This window comes from Corynebacterium sp. HMSC036E10 (assembly GCF_001836265.1).
Classification (GTDB): domain Bacteria; phylum Actinomycetota; class Actinomycetes; order Mycobacteriales; family Mycobacteriaceae; genus Corynebacterium; species Corynebacterium coyleae.
Genome location: NZ_KV827967.1, coordinates 1 through 16,041, shown reverse-complemented (window position 1 = coordinate 16,041; position 16,041 = coordinate 1). Strand labels below are relative to the sequence as shown.

The 16,041-nt window shown below is 61.2% G+C and carries 14 protein-coding genes and 2 tRNA genes; 10 read left to right on the top strand and 6 right to left on the bottom strand.

Annotated features, from left to right (window positions below; genetic code table 11):
- The first annotated feature begins 46 nt into the window (after positions 1–46).
- The 5 genes from dnaN (at position 47) to gyrB (ending at position 6,262) form a co-directional block, all read left to right on the top strand.
- Entirely contained in the window at positions 47–1,246 is a 1,200-nt protein-coding gene (gene dnaN / locus HMPREF2736_RS03285) for a DNA polymerase III subunit beta (RefSeq protein ID WP_070421914.1), read from the top strand.
- Positions 1,247–1,261: 15 nt separating this feature from the next.
- On the top strand, positions 1,262–2,443 hold the full coding sequence (gene recF, locus HMPREF2736_RS03280; protein WP_070828879.1) for a DNA replication/repair protein RecF: 1,182 nt from the start codon (positions 1,262–1,264) through the stop codon (positions 2,441–2,443).
- Entirely contained in the window at positions 2,427–3,023 is a 597-nt protein-coding gene (locus HMPREF2736_RS03275; RefSeq protein WP_070828878.1) for a DciA family protein, read from the top strand. Before recF ends, HMPREF2736_RS03275 begins: the two co-directional genes overlap by 17 nt.
- A 249-nt stretch (positions 3,024–3,272) precedes the next feature.
- Complete coding sequence (locus HMPREF2736_RS03270) at positions 3,273–4,022, top strand: Abi family protein (RefSeq protein ID WP_070568224.1); 750 nt, start codon at positions 3,273–3,275, stop codon at positions 4,020–4,022.
- A gap of 104 nt (positions 4,023–4,126) precedes the next feature.
- Positions 4,127–6,262, top strand: a complete 2,136-nt coding sequence (gene gyrB / locus HMPREF2736_RS03265) for a DNA topoisomerase (ATP-hydrolyzing) subunit B (protein WP_210384143.1) — start codon at positions 4,127–4,129, stop codon at positions 6,260–6,262.
- 89 nt (positions 6,263–6,351) lie between these two features.
- Here the strand turns inward: gyrB and HMPREF2736_RS03260 are convergent, their stop codons facing one another.
- Complete coding sequence (locus tag HMPREF2736_RS03260; protein WP_070421918.1) at positions 6,352–6,786, bottom strand: DUF6918 family protein; 435 nt, start codon at positions 6,784–6,786, stop codon at positions 6,352–6,354.
- 114 nt (positions 6,787–6,900) lie between these two features.
- Here HMPREF2736_RS03260 and HMPREF2736_RS03255 point away from each other — a divergent pair, with 114 nt between their 5' ends.
- A complete protein-coding gene (locus HMPREF2736_RS03255; RefSeq protein WP_141761583.1) occupies positions 6,901–7,800 on the top strand; it encodes a chymotrypsin family serine protease in 900 nt (299 codons plus the stop codon).
- Between the two features lie 131 nt (positions 7,801–7,931).
- Here the strand turns inward: HMPREF2736_RS03255 and HMPREF2736_RS03250 are convergent, their stop codons facing one another.
- From HMPREF2736_RS03250 to HMPREF2736_RS03235, 4 genes are all read right to left on the bottom strand, one after another.
- Positions 7,932–8,369 carry a hypothetical protein gene (locus tag HMPREF2736_RS03250; protein ID WP_141739322.1) on the bottom strand — a complete coding sequence of 146 codons (438 nt, stop codon included), beginning with the start codon at positions 8,367–8,369 and terminating at the stop codon, positions 7,932–7,934.
- A 27-nt stretch (positions 8,370–8,396) separates the two neighbouring features.
- Positions 8,397–10,238, bottom strand: a complete 1,842-nt coding sequence (locus HMPREF2736_RS03245) for a Rib/alpha-like domain-containing protein (RefSeq protein WP_070828877.1) — start codon at positions 10,236–10,238, stop codon at positions 8,397–8,399.
- A gap of 79 nt (positions 10,239–10,317) precedes the next feature.
- A complete protein-coding gene (locus HMPREF2736_RS03240) occupies positions 10,318–10,578 on the bottom strand; it encodes a TetR family transcriptional regulator (RefSeq protein WP_371326404.1) in 261 nt (86 codons plus the stop codon).
- Entirely contained in the window at positions 10,578–10,790 is a 213-nt protein-coding gene (locus HMPREF2736_RS03235) for a CopG family transcriptional regulator (RefSeq protein ID WP_070421923.1), read from the bottom strand. The genes HMPREF2736_RS03240 and HMPREF2736_RS03235 overlap by 1 nt, the downstream gene beginning before the upstream one ends.
- 70 nt (positions 10,791–10,860) lie before the next feature.
- Here HMPREF2736_RS03235 and gyrA point away from each other — a divergent pair, with 70 nt between their 5' ends.
- Together gyrA and HMPREF2736_RS03225 are read left to right on the top strand one after the other, a co-directional pair.
- A complete protein-coding gene (gene gyrA, locus HMPREF2736_RS03230) occupies positions 10,861–13,377 on the top strand; it encodes a DNA gyrase subunit A (RefSeq protein ID WP_070815879.1) in 2,517 nt (838 codons plus the stop codon).
- 3 nt (positions 13,378–13,380) lie between these two features.
- Complete coding sequence (locus HMPREF2736_RS03225; RefSeq protein WP_070421925.1) at positions 13,381–13,725, top strand: DUF3566 domain-containing protein; 345 nt, start codon at positions 13,381–13,383, stop codon at positions 13,723–13,725.
- An 82-nt stretch (positions 13,726–13,807) separates the two neighbouring features.
- Here the strand turns inward: HMPREF2736_RS03225 and HMPREF2736_RS12520 are convergent, their stop codons facing one another.
- Positions 13,808–15,052, bottom strand: coding sequence for a hypothetical protein (locus HMPREF2736_RS12520; protein WP_070828875.1), 1,245 nt, complete (start codon positions 15,050–15,052; stop codon positions 13,808–13,810).
- 725 nt (positions 15,053–15,777) lie between these two features.
- On the opposite strand from HMPREF2736_RS12520, the gene HMPREF2736_RS03215 reads away from it, so the two are divergent.
- Positions 15,778–15,851: transfer RNA gene (locus HMPREF2736_RS03215), tRNA-Ile, on the top strand.
- 16 nt (positions 15,852–15,867) lie between these two features.
- Positions 15,868–15,940: transfer RNA gene (locus HMPREF2736_RS03210), tRNA-Ala, on the top strand.
- Positions 15,941–16,041 lie beyond the last annotated feature (101 nt).

Sequence of the window (16,041 nt, the reverse complement as noted above, 5' to 3'; positions counted from 1 at the left end):
GTAATTACATCCGGCCCCTACCCACGTGCAAGGAGTCTGCGCCGCCATGGTTGACATCAACGGTGACAACAACGTGTCGTTCCGCGTCGAACGGGACGACCTTTCTGACGCCGCGGCGTGGGTTGCGCGCAGTTTGCCGACGAAGAACACGCAGCCGGTGCTTCGCGCGGTGGTCATCACTGCGGATGACAATGGTTTGGAATTCGCGGGCTTTGACTACGAGGTGTCCACGCGTGTGCGTATCGGCGCGGAGGTGTCTAACCCGGGTCGTGTCGCTGTAGCGGGCAAGCTCCTGGCGGACATCGTGGCGAACATGCCGAATAAGCCGGTTGAGGTGACCACGGATGGTCAGAAGCTGGTGCTGCAGGGTGCTGCGGCACGCTTTGAGCTGCCGATTATGTCCTTGGATGATTACCCGCAGTTGCCTCACTTGCCGCAGGTCACGGGTCGCATTTCGCCGGCGTCGCTCACGGGTGCTGTCACTCAGGTCGCGGCGGCGGCAGGTCGTGATGACACGCTGCCGATGCTCACGGGTATCCATGTGGAGATCGACGGCGAGAATGTCACCCTTACCGCCACGGACCGTTTCCGTCTGGCGCAGCGTCACCTGACGTGGGAGCCAGCGAGCGCGAACGTGAAGGCGGATCTGCTGGTTCCGGCGAAGACGCTGCTGGATAACGCTCGTACGCTGGACACGAGTATCGACGAGCCGGTGGAGATCGCTGTCGGTTCCGAGGACAACATTGGCGGCGAGGGCCTGTTTGGCCTGCACACCGGAAACCGCGAAACCACAACTCGCATGTTGGATGCGGAGTTCCCGAATGTGGAGCCGCTGTTGCCGAAGGAGCACACGTCGATCGCGTCGGTTGAGGTTGCGCCGCTGATGGAGTCGATCCGTCGTGTCAGCCTGGTCGCGGACCGCAACGCGCAGCTGCGTCTGCACTTCAAGGAAGGCCAGGTCACGCTGTTTTCCTCCGGCGCGGATTCCGGTGCGGCTGAGGAGACCATCGACGCCGCCTTCACCGGTGCCGACGAACTGCTCATCGCCTTCAACGCCGGCTACCTGCGCGAGGGCCTGTCGGTGATTGGCACGAACCGCGTGGTGTTCGGCTTCACGGAGCCGTCGCGTCCGGCGATCATGATCCCGGAGCCGGAGGAGCTGCCGGAGGCGGACGAGAACGGCACGTTCCCCACCCCGGATACGTACTTCACGTACCTGCTGATGCCGGTTCGCCTGCCGGGTTAGTCGCGGGCGGCCTGTATGCACGTCCGCGAGCTTGATCTGCGTGATTTCCGCTCGTGGCCCGAGTTGAATCTCAAGCTCGAGCCGGGGGTGACGGTGATCGCCGGGCGCAACGGCCATGGCAAGACCAACATTGTGGAGGCTGTGCACTACACATCCACGTTGTCGAGCCATCGCGTATCTACGGACGCACCCCTCGTAGCCACCAACAGACCGAACGCGCGCGTCTCGGTCACCACGGTCAACGACGGCCGCGAACTCACAACCCACCTGCTGATCAAGCCGCATGGGGCGAACCAGGCGCAGATCAACCGCACGAAGTTGAAGTCCGCCCGGGAGATCCTGGGCGTGTTGAGCACGGTGATGTTTTCGCCGGAGGACCTGCGGCTGATCAACGGTGAGCCGGCGGAGCGGCGTCGCTTCCTGGACGACCTGGCGGCGCTGCGCACGCCGCGTCTTGGCGGGGCCCGCGCGGATTATGAGCGGGTGCTGCGCCAACGAAACGCACTGCTCAAGCACTCAAACATGGCGCTTCGCAGGGGCTATGGTGACGACGACGGCGCCAGCGCCTTGAGCACCCTCGACGTGTGGGACGGCCAGCTTGCACATTTTGGGGCGCAGGTGGTGGCGGGGCGGCATGGGCTCGTCGATACGCTTGGGCCCCTGATCGCGGAGGCGTACCACTCGGTGGCGCCGGAATCGCGGCCGGCGTCGGTGGAATACCGCTCTACGCTGGACAAAGCTGTCACGGAGCTCGCCGGCGGGCCCTCGCGGGACCCTGCGGTGTTTGAGGCGGCGATGCTCACGGAGTTGGGGCGGCGCCGCAAGGAGGAGATCGACCGGGGCATCACGCTGGTCGGCCCGCACCGCGACGACCTGGCGCTCATGCTCGGCGACAACCCTGCGAAAGGTTACGCCTCGCACGGGGAGACCTGGTCGTATGCGTTGTCACTGCACCTGGCCGAATACCAATTGTTGTCCAGCGACGGCAAGGATCCGGTGCTGATTCTCGACGACGTCTTCGCCGAACTCGACGCCAAACGCCGCGAGCGCCTCGTTCACGTGGCCGAAGAGGCCGAGCAGGTCCTGATTACCGCTGCGGTTGGCGACGATCTGCCCGGCAACCTCGACGACGCCGTCACCGCCCGCTACGCCGTGACCATGGAGGATGGGGTGAGTTCGATTGAGCGATCTCATTAAAACCACCTTCGACAACCTGCGCGCCACCGCCCGCAAACGCGGCGGCCGCCTGCCGGACCTCTCCCGGCAGGGCACAAGTGTGATTCCAAGGCGCAACACACCAACGCTTATCGACGACCACCGCACCATCACGGTGCCGGGGTTGGACTTGCCGGAAGGGGGTCGTCGACAAGCAGATGTTCGGGGGATTCCCACCGGCCTGGACGGACGCGCGCTGCCGAGGAGTTACAAAGTCTCCTCCTTTGCCAACCTGCTGGGCAAAGAAGTGCGCAAACGCGACTGGACCGAAAAGATGGCGCATGGCTGGGTGATGGGGCACTGGGAGGACCTGGTCGGGGAGAAGATCGCACAGCACACGCACGTGGAGATGATCAAGGGCGACGAAGTGCACGTGAGTTGTGATTCCACCGCGTGGGCGACCCAGATGAAGTACATGCAGCGCGAAGTGCTGCGCGCCATCGCCGAGAAAGTCGGGCCGGACGTGGTGACCAAACTGCACATCTACGGACCGAAGACGAAAAGTTGGCGCTACGGGCCGCTGCATGTCAAAGGCCGCGGCCCGCGGGATACCTACGGGTAGGGGTTACTGATTTGAATGTCAATACCCTCACGCAGTTAGAGCTTGCGTTGGGGAAAAGTGTCGCTTATTGTTTTCCATGTAAGCCCCGCAGATTGAGCCAGTAACGGCGAAGGTTCTGAGTTTTCAGGACGCTCGGGGCATTTGAAATTTCTGGGGGTGGAAATGAATTCAGCGATCTGAATATGAATCTCATCGCTTCTTCGCCGAGAATGTCAACGTTTCGGGATTATGTTTTAACGCCAGGAAAGAATGGACAGGAAGCGCCAGTTGATCGCTTACCAAGGGCGGAACAACACCTCAGAACTTTCTGAAAGAATTAACCGGGCTGCAAGTCGACTGTATTTCTGGGACTCACAAATCGCGGGGTCTTTTTGGCCCGCAGTGGCGCTGGTGGAGGTTCTCGTCCGCAACGCTATGAACGACGAACTGTGCGACTACTTCGATATAGACCACGAAGACGGTTGGCATACGTTAGTGATGAATGGAGAAGACTCCATATCGTCTTCCGAAGAAGGGAATCAGCTCAAGAGCAAGTACATCCTTCTGACGCGAAAAGACTACCGTGCATTTGAACAGAAACTGAGTGAGATTAAACGGAAGCGTCCCAGTTCTGCTATTTCGGGGGACTATTTTGTAGGAAAAGTTTCTCTAGGAATGTGGCTTAGCTTGTTGAATAACGGAGACTCGGGTCCAGGGCGCGGCTATCTCAACTACGAACAGACGCTATGGGAGCCGTGTTTGGTTGAGGCTTTTCCGAACTATCAAGGCAAGCGTTCCCAGCTGAGGAACGAATTAAACCAGTTTGCCAAGTTACGGAACCGGATCGCTCATCATGAACATCTTCTCGGACGGCACAACTTTAATAGTGATGCGGATAACCTCGTTAGTATCGCGAGCTATATCGACGAGGACGTTGCGGAGGTTATCCGACAAAACAACCGCTTTCGTTCTGTGATCGCCCAGCAACAAGATTTCCTTGACGGATTGACTGTCCTTTAAAACCCGAAAACGTGAAATTGGGGCGTGAAACGCCCGCTCGCGGGTTGGACGAGTGCCCGTTATGTCCCCCTCGGCGTGTAAGATGAAACGAGTTCAACGGGCCTATGGCCCATATTTCACGCATGGAGGAGCGTCCCGCAGTGGCTGAACAGCAACCCCATTACGACGCGTCGTCGATTACTATTCTCGAGGGCCTCGAGGCGGTGCGTAAGCGCCCAGGCATGTACATCGGTTCTACCGGTGTGCGCGGTCTGCACCACTTGGTGTGGGAGGTCGTGGACAACTCTGTCGACGAGGCGATGGCGGGCTACGCCGACCAGGTCGATGTGACGTTGTTGGCAGATGGCGGCGTTGAGGTCGTCGATAATGGTCGTGGTATTCCGGTGGAGATGCACCCGTCCGGCGCCCCGACTGTCCAGGTGGTTATGACCCAGCTGCACGCCGGCGGCAAGTTCGACTCGGAGTCCTACGCGGTTTCCGGTGGCCTGCACGGTGTGGGTATTTCCGTGGTGAACGCGCTGTCCACTCGCGTTGAGGCGGATATTAAGCGTGACGGTAGGCACTGGTACCAGCGCTTCAACATGGCCGTGCCGGATGAGTTGGAAGAGGGCGGTAATGCCCGCGGTACTGGTACGGCGATTCGTTTTTGGCCGGACCCGGAGATTTTTGAGACGGTCGAGTTCAATTACGACACCATCGCACGCCGCCTACAGGAGATGGCGTTCCTGAACAAGGGTCTGACGATCACGCTGACGGACCAGCGCGTCACTGACGAGGAACTTGAGCTCGAGGCGATCGCCGAAGAGGGCGACACCGCTGCGCTGATCGGCGGCGACTCGTTCGACGATTCCACCGAGACCGTCGATGCGTCCGAGGTTGATAAGGACGGCGACGGAAACCCGGTTGAGGCTGGCGATGAGGTTGCGCCGGACGTTAAGAAGAAGCGCGAGAAGAAGGTTGTCTACCACTACCCAGACGGCCTGATTGACTACGTCAACTACCTGAACAAGTCGAAGACCGCCATCCACCCGACCATCGTCGGTTTCGACCAGAAGGGTGACGGCCTCGAGGCTGAGGTGGCGATGCAGTGGAACAGCTCGTTTAAGGAGTCTGTCCACACCTTTGCCAACACCATCAACACGCATGAGGGCGGTACGCACGAGGAAGGTTTCCGTGCCGCGCTGACCACGTTGATGAACCGCTACGCCCGCGAGCACAAGCTGCTCAAGGACAAGGAGCCGAATCTTACTGGCGACGACTGCCGTGAGGGCCTCGCCGCTGTCGTCTCCGTACGTGTAGCTGACCCGCAGTTTGAGGGCCAGACGAAGACGAAGCTGGGCAACACTGAGGTCAAGGGCTTTGTCCAGCGCGCTATCAACGAGAACCTGTCCGATTGGTTCGACGCGAACCCGGCTGAGGCGAAGGTCATCGTGAACAAGGCGGTGGCGTCCTCGCAGGCTCGTCAGGCGGCGCGTAAGGCGCGTGACCTGGTTCGTCGTAAGTCTGCGACGGACCTGGGTGGCCTGCCGGGCAAGCTGGCGGACTGCCGTTCGAAGGACCCTGCAAAGTCCGAACTGTTCATCGTGGAGGGTGACTCCGCAGGCGGTTCCGCAAAGGGCGGCCGCGACTCCAAGTACCAGGCGATCCTGCCGCTGCGAGGCAAGATCCTGAACGTGGAGAAGGCCCGCATGGACCGCGTGCTCAAGAACGCCGAGGTCCAGGCCATCATCACCGCCCTGGGCACGGGTATCCACGAAGAGTTCGACATTGCGAAACTGCGCTACCACAAGATCGTGCTCATGGCCGATGCTGACGTGGACGGCCAGCACATCGCCACCCTGCTGCTGACCTTGCTATTCCGCTTCATGCCGGAACTGGTGGAGAACGGCCACGTGTACCTGGCTAACCCGCCGTTGTACAAGCTCAAGTGGGGCAAGGGCGAGCCGGGCTACGCCTTCTCCGACCGCGAGCGCGACGAGCTGCTGGCGGAGGGCCTGGAGGCCGGCCGCAAGATCAACACCGATGACGGCATCCAGCGTTACAAGGGTCTGGGCGAGATGAACGCCAAGGAGCTGTGGGAGACCACCCTGGACCCGGAGACCCGCATCCTGCGCCGCGTGGAGCTCGAGGACGCGCAGCGCGCCGACGAGTTGTTCTCCATCCTGATGGGCGACGACGTCGCGGCACGCCGCAGCTTCATCACCCGCCGCGCGAAGGACGTCCGCTTCCTTGACGTCTAGGCTGTAGGCGCGTACAGCAACGCCCCGGCACTTCCCTTGGTGGAGGTGCCGGGGCGTTGGCGGTTGTGGGGTGCTGCGGGTGCTTTGCGCTACGCGTACTTTTCGACGACACGCCCCAGGTCCGGCAACGCCGGACTCACAATCTTCTTCGCCTTGCCGCGCAGCGTGGAGTAGACCTTCTTCAGCGCGCTGGGCATGGATTCGATGGCGGTATCGCCAGCCTTGAGGACGGAATCGATCACGGAGTCCTCGTTCGCGGCGAGGAACCCACCGAAGTCCTGCTGGCCGCTTGCCTTGAAGGCGTTCCAGTGCGGGTTCAGCGACTCGACGAGGTCCGGCAGGAACTTGTTCAGTCCCTTGCTCACGGCGTCTGCATCAGCTTTCTTACCTGCGGCGATGGCGGACTTGAGGGCCATGCCGGTCAGGCCGGACTGGTTGGCCACGGTGGTTTCCGTCAGTTGGGTCAGGTCCTCGACGAGCTTGGACCGGGTGGAGGCGTCGAGAAGCTTGGATAGATCACTCATAGTGGGCAGTGTACTTGCCGTACGACAGGATTTTTGTTTGCGGGAAAACAAGCAGCTGTCAGGGAGCAGGGATATAGTCTTCAGTATCTTCGGCACTAATTGACAGGAAACGTTATGCCTGATTTTAAAGACCTCGCTTCTCGGCTTCCTGAGATCGCAGGTATGGTCCTCGCGATTCTGACGGTTCTCGGACTTATTGGGGGACTGGCGTCGGGGGAGTTAAGTTCAGAAAACCCAGGGCAGCAGAACATTACGCAACCAGACAGGGAGCGGCCCAACCCTTCGCAGCAGCCTCGGCCTTCGCAGCAGCCGCAGAAGCCTGCACCGCGTGTAACCGCTGGTATGCGCAACACCGAGGTGTACCGCCAGTCCCAGGGCTTCGAACGGCTTGTCAATCTGGGCAAGGTGGCGCCGGGCGCCAAATATACGGTGTTTGACCAGGCGGGTCGTCCTAAAGGCGAATGCAGTTTTGGGTGGATGCTGCGCCAGCAGAACACTAACCGTGTGTTCAACCTGACCGCCGGTCACTGCGGTGTGACAGGGGACCGTGCGTTTGTGATGCTTCCCAATAACCAGCTCATGTATGCGGGTCGGTTTATCTCTTCGACCGGCATGCCGAATCGGATTGGGGTCGATGCTGATTTCGCAGTCATTTTCCTTGATAACCCCAACGTGCAGATTGACCCGACCGTTCCAGGTGTTGGCCGTGTGCAGGGTGTTGCTGGTTTGCCGGCAATCGATAGGACTGAGCCGAAGCTTTGCCGTCTAGGTTGGCGCAGCGGCTTGTCGTGTGGCTACTACATCGATACTCCAAGTCCGCTGGTGTTCCGGTTCCGGAACATTTCGGACCACGGCGATTCCGGCGGCCCAGTGTGGGTTGAGGGGCCGAATGGCCGCTACGCCGCAGGTGTCCTGTCCTTCGGACCGAAGGTGAATGCTACCCAAATCGGTGCTGCCGCAATCGGCCCTGTGCTTGAGTACCTGAGTCAGTACAACTTCTATTACTGGGGCTAGAACCGGAGGTAAACGACAAGACCGCGTCCAGGACTGGACGCGGTCTTTTTGGTTGCAGTTCTTCCTCCGCAGCCCCATAAGTCACTGCAACCACAACAGTTCACAACCGTAACATACGCGGTTGCGGGGCGTTACTTAAACGACGGGGGATTTTTCTGGAATTGGTCAATCGCCTGCGTGACCTGGGACGTAATGAACTGTGCCGGGAAGATTCGGTTGCTCTCGGAGGAGCCCACGACGTGGGTGAGGTTGAACTGCTTGGCTACGTCGTCGACAGCTTGGCGCACTGGCGGCACGAAATCGACGATGGCCTGGATGGCAACCAGCGTGGTTACCAACGCGATGGTCAACGAGATCGGAGCCGAGCCGGTGTAGGAGCCCTCAAGTGGGCGCTTTTCTGGCACGTCGAGGTCCTTGTCGTAGTCCGGACGGTAGTCCGGCTTGGAGGAACCACCGGAGCTCGTGGTGGAGAGCTGTGTGACGGCGGGTTCGGCGTGAGCTGGTGCGACCGTGGTGACGACGGCAGCGGCCACGGCAATCGCAGTGGCGGCGGTGGCGATTTTCTTCATGGCAGACATGTTAAGCGCTCGGGATCGTTAGAAGGGCAATGAACCCATCTGTGTCACTGCGAACCCTGCGGCGCCGAGCAGGGCCAGGACGCCGAGCACGATGGCGATGATGCCGCCGGTGCTGGACCCCTCCTTGTCCGTACCGCCAGGAGTCGGTGCAGGCGCAGGAGCGGGTGCCGGATTGGCGGTGGACGGCGTCCCCGGCTTCGGCGCAGGCGCAGGCGCGGGCGAACCAGGACCAGGCGCATCAGAAGGCTGCGTTGCGGTCGTGGTGTTGCTGCGGATGGCGATTGGCAGGCGGGCCGTGTTTTGCGAGCCGTCCTTGTAGGTCACCACCACATTCGCCGCAATTTGCGCAACGTCCGCGTTCTTACCTGCTGTGATGGTGATGGCACCCGTGGAGGTGTCGGCCGTAAACGTGAGGTCACGGACGACCAAGTTAGTGATGCTCACTACGGCGCCGTCCGGCCAGTTGTTTGGCTCCACGGTCACGCTTTCCCCGGGAAGGAGTCTTGCGGTGGGGTAGCGCACGGTGGTCACGGATGCCTGTTCCACCTCGGGTTTGGTGAAGGTGAAGTTGGTCTCAAGGTACGTGCGTGATCCGTCGGGGAAGCGAGCGGTTACCGGCATGGTCACGGTGGTGCCGGCCCTGGTGCGCTGCGGCGGGGTCAGGTTGATTTCGCCGGTGTGGCGGTCGATCTTCACCTGCCAGCCGGCCGGGGGCGTTTGGTTGATCTCAAACGTGGTGCCTTCGGGGAAGTCGCCGACCGGTTTGGCTGTGGCGATTTCCGTGGTGGTGGCGCTCGCGGCGGGGGATTTCACGGTGAAGGTTTCGGAGTTCCACTTGCCGTCTTCGGTGACGGTGAAGGTTGCCCATCCGATGCCGACGAGGTTGTCCGGGGTGGTGACCTCGACTGGGATTTGGAAGGTCCAGGGTGCTGTCAGTGGGCGCTTTGGCTTGACGACGACAACCCCGCTGGCCTCGTCAACATCGACATCAATAAAGCGGAAGATGCTCGGGTTGAGATCGGGTCGTGCCTTGAAGGTGGTGCCTTCGGGCAGGGCGTCCGCCAACGCGGTGGAGGCTTGCTCGCTGCCGCTCATTGTCTTGTCGTGCCACTTCGGGGTGAAGGCGTTGTCGTAGATGTTGTTGAAGAAGTCCTCGATAGACGCACCGCTGCCAAGGGACTCGCTTGACTTCTTGGAGTAGGCGTAGATATCTGCACGCACGTTGCGGAACGAGCCGTCGGGGTACACCACCTTCACGCTGGCTGCGCTCTTGGAGCCTGGCTTGACCGGATCGAGCTGCGTGACAGACAGATCGCCGTTGGCGGCAGCGGTGACCTTGAAATGGTCGGGAGCGGTGACTTCGAATCGGGTGCCTTCGGGGAAGTCACCCTGCAGTTGCGCTACGGAGAGCACCGAATCGGAGCTGTCTTCGACGGTGAACGCTGGGTAGTACGACAGGGGATACTTCTTTGCCATCTCGCCGATGGTGTCGACGACGTGGATCATGATGGGGAAACTGCGTGCGCGCACGCCGTCGCTGCCGGTGATCATGAACTGGGTGCGCTGGTTGGGGATCACGTCTTCGGCGACGTGCATGGTGACCACGCCGGTGCGTGGGTTGGTGCTGAACCGGTAGCCCAGGTAGTCGTCGGAACCCTCGAAGCGCACGTTGCTGGGGATGGAGCCCTGCGGGGCGATCTCCACGGTACCGCCGGGCGTAACCTGCTTGACCGGCCACGTGAGTCCGGACAGGAAGGCTTGAGAGGTGGCGGCGGTTGCGGGGGAGTGGGGCAGGGCAACACCGCCGCCCAACAACGCGGCGGTGGTGGCGACCGCAATTGCGGTGCGACTGAACTTCATGGCTGCCTCCAATAAGTTATAAGAACTTTTCGACTATACCCCTAGACACCTGTAATGCGAGTTTTTGGATTTATCCCGTTTATCCCGCCCAGCGCCGATACACCTCTGCGGCGACCACGGCGAATCCCTCGTTGCCAGACGACAGCGGTGCGAGCGCAGTAATAGAAGAGGACAAGGCCTCGGCTGCGGCGTCCACCGAGTCGAAGACCGGCACGCCGTGGAACCGGGAGCCTGGCACGGCAGCACACGCCGCCAGGAACCCGAAGGACGTGATGTGGCAGCCGTGGAAGTCGCAGTACTCGTCGGCGATGTCCAGCAACTGCTCTGCACTCAAGCCCATCACGAGCGGGCCTGCCGGATGCGTGATTCCATGGCGGTGTAGCCGGGGATGAGGGAGCGTGCGAGGTCGGTGACGGTGGCGTCGTCAAGCAAACGCGTTGCGGAGGAGACCACCGCACGGCGCGCGGCTTCCTGCTTGGAGCAACCCCATGCGGATGCGAGTAAAACGAGCGCTTTGTCTTCGTCTGCGGTCAACCGGAGCGTCATAGCCATACCACTTTGATACCACGGCGATCCATGGTCGTGGCGGAAAAAGCCACAGAAGCCCGCTAGACTCAATCACATGGCTGATGACACCACTGGCGGCTTGGACCGCATTCAACCAATCGACATCAACGAGGAGATGCAGACCAGCTACATCGATTACGCCATGAGCGTGATCGTGGGCCGCGCGCTCCCCGAGGTGCGCGACGGCATGAAGCCCGTGCACCGCCGCGTGATCTACGCGATGTACGACGCCGGCTTCCGCCCGGAACGCTCCTACGTCAAGAGCGTGAAGGCCGTCGGTGAGACCATGAGTAACTACCACCCGCACGGCGACAGCGCCATCTACGACACCCTGGTGCGCATGGCGCAGCCGTGGGCGATGCGCTACCCGCTTGTGGACGGCCAGGGCAACTTCGGCTCGCCGGGCAACGACGGCCCGGCCGCCATGCGTTACACGGAGTGCAAGCTCACCCCGATCGCCATGGAGATGGTCCGCGATATCCGCGAAAACTCCGTGGACTTCGCCCCGAACTTCGACTCCAAGACCCAGGAGCCGACCGTCCTGCCGTCGCGTGTGCCGAACCTCTTGATGAACGGCTCCAACGGCATCGCCGTGGGTATGGCCACCAACATCCCGCCGCACAACCTCAACGAGCTGGCGGCCGCGATCCAGTGGATCCTGGACAACCACGACGCGGACGAGCAGACTACGCTCGACGCCGTCATGGAGCGCGTGAAGGGCCCGGACTTCCCAACCGCCGGCCTCATCGTGGGTGATCAGGGTATTAAGGACGCCTACACCACCGGCCGCGGCTCCATCCGCATGCGCGGCGTGACGGAGATCGAGGAGATTGGCAACCGCCAGGTCATCACGATCACCGAGCTGCCGTACCAGGTCAACCCGGATAACTTCATCCACAACATCGCCGAGCAGGTCACCAACGGCAAGATGGTGGGCATCTCCAAGATCGAGGACGAGTCCTCCGACCGTGTGGGCATGCGCATCGTGGTCACCCTCAAGCGCGACGCTGTGCCGCGCGTGGTGCTAAACAACCTGTACAAGCACTCCCAGCTGGAGACGAACTTCTCCGCCAACATGCTGTCCATCGTCGACGGTGTGCCGCGCACCCTGCGCCTGGATCAGATGCTGCGTTACTACGTCAAGCACCAGATCGAAGTCATCGTCCGCCGCACCCAGTACCGCCTGGACGAGGCCGAGAAGCGCGCCCACATCCTGCGTGGTCTGGTCAAGGCGCTGGATGCGTTGGATGAGGTCATTGCCCTGATCCGCAACTCGCCGACTGTCGACGACGCCCGCCAGGGCCTGATGAAACTTCTCGATGTCGACGAGATCCAGGCCAACGAAATCCTGGCCATGCAGCTGCGCCGCCTGGCAGCGCTGGAGCGTCAGAAGATTGTCGACGACCTTGCCGCCATCGAGGAACAAATCGCCGACTACAAGGACATCTTGGCCAAGCCGGAGCGTCAGCGTCAGATTGTTGGCGAGGAGCTGGGTGAGATCGTCGACAAGTATGGCGACGAGCGCCGCACCCAGATCGTCGCCGCAACCGGCGATGTGACCGAAGAGGACCTCATCGCTCGCGAGAACGTCGTGGTCACGATCACCTCCACCGGCTACGCCAAGCGCACCAAGGTGGACGCCTACAAGAGCCAGAAGCGCGGCGGCAAGGGCGTGCGTGGCGCCGAGCTGAAGCAGGACGACGTGGTGAAGAACTTCTTCATCTGCTCCACCCACGACTGGATCCTGTTCTTCACCAACTTCGGCCGCGTCTACCGCCTCAAGGCCTACGAACTGCCGGAAGCAGGCCGCACGGCCCGCGGCCAGCACGTGGCTAACCTGCTGGAGTTCCAGCCGGAAGAGAAGATCGCCCAGGTCATCCAGATCCAGTCCTACGAGGACGCCCCCTACCTGGTCCTGGCCACCCGCGATGGTCGTGTGAAGAAGTCGCGCCTGACCGACTACGAATCCGCACGTTCCTCCGGCCTGATCGCCCTGAACCTCAACGAAGGCGACGCCCTCATCGGCGCATCGCTTGTCGGTGAGGACGATGACATCCTGCTCGTCTCCGAACAGGGCCAGGCGATCCGCTTCTCCGCCGACGACGAGCAGCTGCGCCCGATGGGCCGCGCAACCGCCGGCGTGAAGGGCATGCGCTTCCGTGGCGACGACCAACTGCTCGCCATGACCGTCGTCCAAGACGGCCAGTTCCTGCTCGTGGCCACCTCCGGCGGCTACGGCAAGCGCACCGCCATCGAGGAGTACAACACCCAGGGCCGCGGCGGCATGGGTGTGATGACCTTCAAGTACACCCCGAAGCGCGGCAAGCTCATCGGCGCCCTGGCCGTGACCGAGGAGGACCAGATCTTCGCCATCACCTCCGCGGGTGGCGTGATCCGTACTGAGGTCAACCAGATCCGCCCGTCGTCACGCGCAACCATGGGCGTGCGCCTCGTGGACCTCAACGACGGTGTCGAGCTGCTCGCCATCGACCGCAACGTCGAAGACGAGGGCGAAGAGGAAGCCACTGCCGTGGCAACCGGCCAGAAGACCCTCGACGATGCGAAGGAGTAGCCCATGGCCGCTCGCAAAGTGACAATCCGGAACGTCAGCGCCGGATCCGTCTTTAAGGTTGCGACGCTGCTTGCCTTGTTCGGGTTCATCGCCTGGATGCTCGCCGCAGTGCTGGTGTACCTCGCGCTGGACCGCGCCGGGGTGGTCGAGTCCATCAACTCGCTCATCGGCGGCGTGGGTGGCGACCAGGTCGTGGACATGAAACTTGCCATGATGGCCGCGGCACTGTTCGGCCTGGCCGGCGTGGTGTTCATGTCCATCATGGCGCCGCTGACCGCGATCATGTACAACGCCGTCGCGGACCTCGTCGGTGGTGTGCGCTACACCATGTCTAACAGGGCAAAATAGCGCTTATCGACGACACCAAAACGCGCCCCGGGTCGTACCTCCCGGGGCGCGTTAAGTCTTTTCTGTGCTGGCCTGCGCTGGGTTAGAACCCCAGGCCCGGCATCATGTTCATCACCGCGAAGCCGATGCCGATCAGGGCCAGGATTGCCACGATCGGGGCGACGATCGCCGCGACGTTGACGTCCTTCTCAACAACCGGAGCCGGCTTGTCCTTCTGCTCAGCCTGCTGCTCGTGCTCGGCCGGTTTCTCGGCGGGCTTCTCCGGCTGGTTCTCAGCGGGCTTCTCGGCCTCAGGTGCTGGCTGCTCTGCCGGCTTCTCCTCCTCAGGCTGCTCCTTCGGAGCCGGGTCGTTGACCGCCCCTTCCTGCGACGGAGCCGAGGCAACACCACGGGCACCGATGCGCCAAGCGTTGATGGCCAGTGCTTCCCAGTCCGCCGGAACCTCGCGCACACCGAACGGGGTGTCGAGCAGGTATGGCTTCTCCGAGTAGTTGAAGTAGTCGAACTGGTAGTCGTAGTTCATCACCGACTTGTAGGCCGAGGTATCCAGACGCATGCCCTGGATGTCCTTGACCACCGCGTGCGCACCCTGGTGGCGCAGGCCGAGGGTGTGGCCTAGCTCGTGCAGGATGGTGTTGCGCAGCATCTCTTCCGAGTTCATGAAGCGGTGGTTAGCCACGAAGAACGAGGTGTCGTTGACCAGCGAGGCGCCGGACGACAGGTTGTAGGCGTCGATCTGATCGCCGATAACACCGATGCGGAAGATGTTCTGGCGCTCACCGAGCATCTCGTCGATGTTGTTCAGCAGCTTCGAACCCTGGCTTTCGTTCTCGAAGTAGTTCTTGACGTACTTCAGGGTCTCACCGCCGCGAGCCTCGTAGCCGGGGATGTTGTTGAAGGTTTCGCCGGCGTCGACGTGGAGGTTGATGCCGTGGTCGTCGAAAAGATCAACCATCTCCTGCAGGGACTCGGCCTTCACGCCGTATTCCCTGGTGTTGGCGTTGGCACAAGCCTCGGAAGGCTCGACGTCGCAGCCGAGGGTCTTGTACTCGGACTCCATCCAGTTGAGCTGGAGGAACAGGTCCGGGCGGCTCGGGTCCGCACCGTAAGCAGGCAGGTTAAGCACGGTGCCGTCCTCGAGGACAACGCCGTTGCGCTCCCAGAGGTCGGGGATGCCGTCGCCGTCGGAGTCGATGAGCTCCGCGGAGATCGCTTGATTATCGACGACAACGTCAGCAGGCTCTGCAGCCTTAGCCGGAACAACTCCACCGAAGGCGACGGTGGCGGCGAGGGCTGCTGCGAGACCGGTACGAAGTGCTGCGCGCATTTTCCTGCTCCTTACTTATGTGCGGTGTTTGCGGTAAACACCGCATTTCCTTTGCTGCCCTCGAGTTTATGCACCAAGTATGCGCTGGTAAACCCGCCGAATTTTCGGCCCTTTCGAGGCCGGATTGTTCAACGTTTATTTTGGATTGTTCAACGTTTTCACCCCGTTTATCGTGCGGATTGTTCATCAATCCGAGCTAATTTTAGGGCTGTCGCGTTGGGTTGTTGAACGATCTTTTGCGCTCCGGTTCGGTTCGTTCAACAATCCGGAGAAGCAGCATACTATGCATTGATTTGTATACGGATGGGTATACAACTTGGGATCTGGCCCTCACCAGGAGTTTTGCCTGCCGTGCTCGTATAAAAACAGGTTTTGGCGCCGTCTTGGGGCGCTGCCGCATGGCGAAAAGGCCAGGTTGGGCGGATTGTTCACCAATTTGTGCAGGCCTCCTACCCCCGCAAATTACCCCCGTTCCGCGAGGGTGTCGTTGAGGTGTCGTTGGAGTGCGGTTGTTGTGCCCTGATCGTCTAGCTCCCGTTCCGGCGAACCAGACGATCACGCTGATACTGAAAACCATCGCCAACATCACCTGGGGATATGTGGAGGGTGCAGGCGGGTCGTCTAGTAGCAATGCACAAGCAGCTAGACGATAAGCATAAAAACACGCAACAACCTGGCGATTTGGCGGTTATAGCAGTGCTCTGTAATATTCCTATTCGTTCCCAGGGCCTATAGCTCAGTCGGTTAGAGCGCATCGCTGATAACGATGAGGTCGCAAGTTCGATTCTTGCTAGGCCCACAGCCCGAAAGGGCACGGGGCATTAGCTCAGTTGGTAGAGCACCTGCTTTGCAAGCAGGATGTCAGGAGTTCGATTCTCCTATGCTCCACAGGAACACAAAGGCCAGGTCCTCCCGAGGACCTGGCCTTTGGCGTTGGTGGTCACCAGGGGCCCAGGCGGGTTAAGCGACAAAATGTGTGTCTGCTATCG

Bases quoted from the DNA above. Each gene is read 5' to 3' on its own strand.
- HMPREF2736_RS03225 (WP_070421925.1), top strand. From the start codon at position 13,381: ATGGCCGCTCGCAAAGTGACAATCCGGAACGTCAGCGCCGGATCCGTC.
- HMPREF2736_RS03270 (WP_070568224.1), top strand. From the start codon at position 3,273: ATGGACAGGAAGCGCCAGTTGATCGCTTACCAAGGGCGGAACAACACC.
- HMPREF2736_RS12520 (WP_070828875.1), bottom strand. From the start codon at position 15,052: ATGCGCGCAGCACTTCGTACCGGTCTCGCAGCAGCCCTCGCCGCCACC.
- recF (WP_070828879.1), top strand. From the start codon at position 1,262: ATGCACGTCCGCGAGCTTGATCTGCGTGATTTCCGCTCGTGGCCCGAG.
- gyrA (WP_070815879.1), top strand. From the start codon at position 10,861: ATGGCTGATGACACCACTGGCGGCTTGGACCGCATTCAACCAATCGAC.
- HMPREF2736_RS03240 (WP_371326404.1), bottom strand. From the start codon at position 10,578: ATGGGCTTGAGTGCAGAGCAGTTGCTGGACATCGCCGACGAGTACTGC.
- HMPREF2736_RS03245 (WP_070828877.1), bottom strand. From the start codon at position 10,238: ATGAAGTTCAGTCGCACCGCAATTGCGGTCGCCACCACCGCCGCGTTG.
- HMPREF2736_RS03260 (WP_070421918.1), bottom strand. From the start codon at position 6,786: ATGAGTGATCTATCCAAGCTTCTCGACGCCTCCACCCGGTCCAAGCTC.
- HMPREF2736_RS03235 (WP_070421923.1), bottom strand. From the start codon at position 10,790: ATGGCTATGACGCTCCGGTTGACCGCAGACGAAGACAAAGCGCTCGTT.
- dnaN (WP_070421914.1), top strand. From the start codon at position 47: ATGGTTGACATCAACGGTGACAACAACGTGTCGTTCCGCGTCGAACGG.
- HMPREF2736_RS03255 (WP_141761583.1), top strand. From the start codon at position 6,901: ATGCCTGATTTTAAAGACCTCGCTTCTCGGCTTCCTGAGATCGCAGGT.
- HMPREF2736_RS03250 (WP_141739322.1), bottom strand. From the start codon at position 8,369: ATGAAGAAAATCGCCACCGCCGCCACTGCGATTGCCGTGGCCGCTGCC.
- gyrB (WP_210384143.1), top strand. From the start codon at position 4,127: ATGGCCCATATTTCACGCATGGAGGAGCGTCCCGCAGTGGCTGAACAG.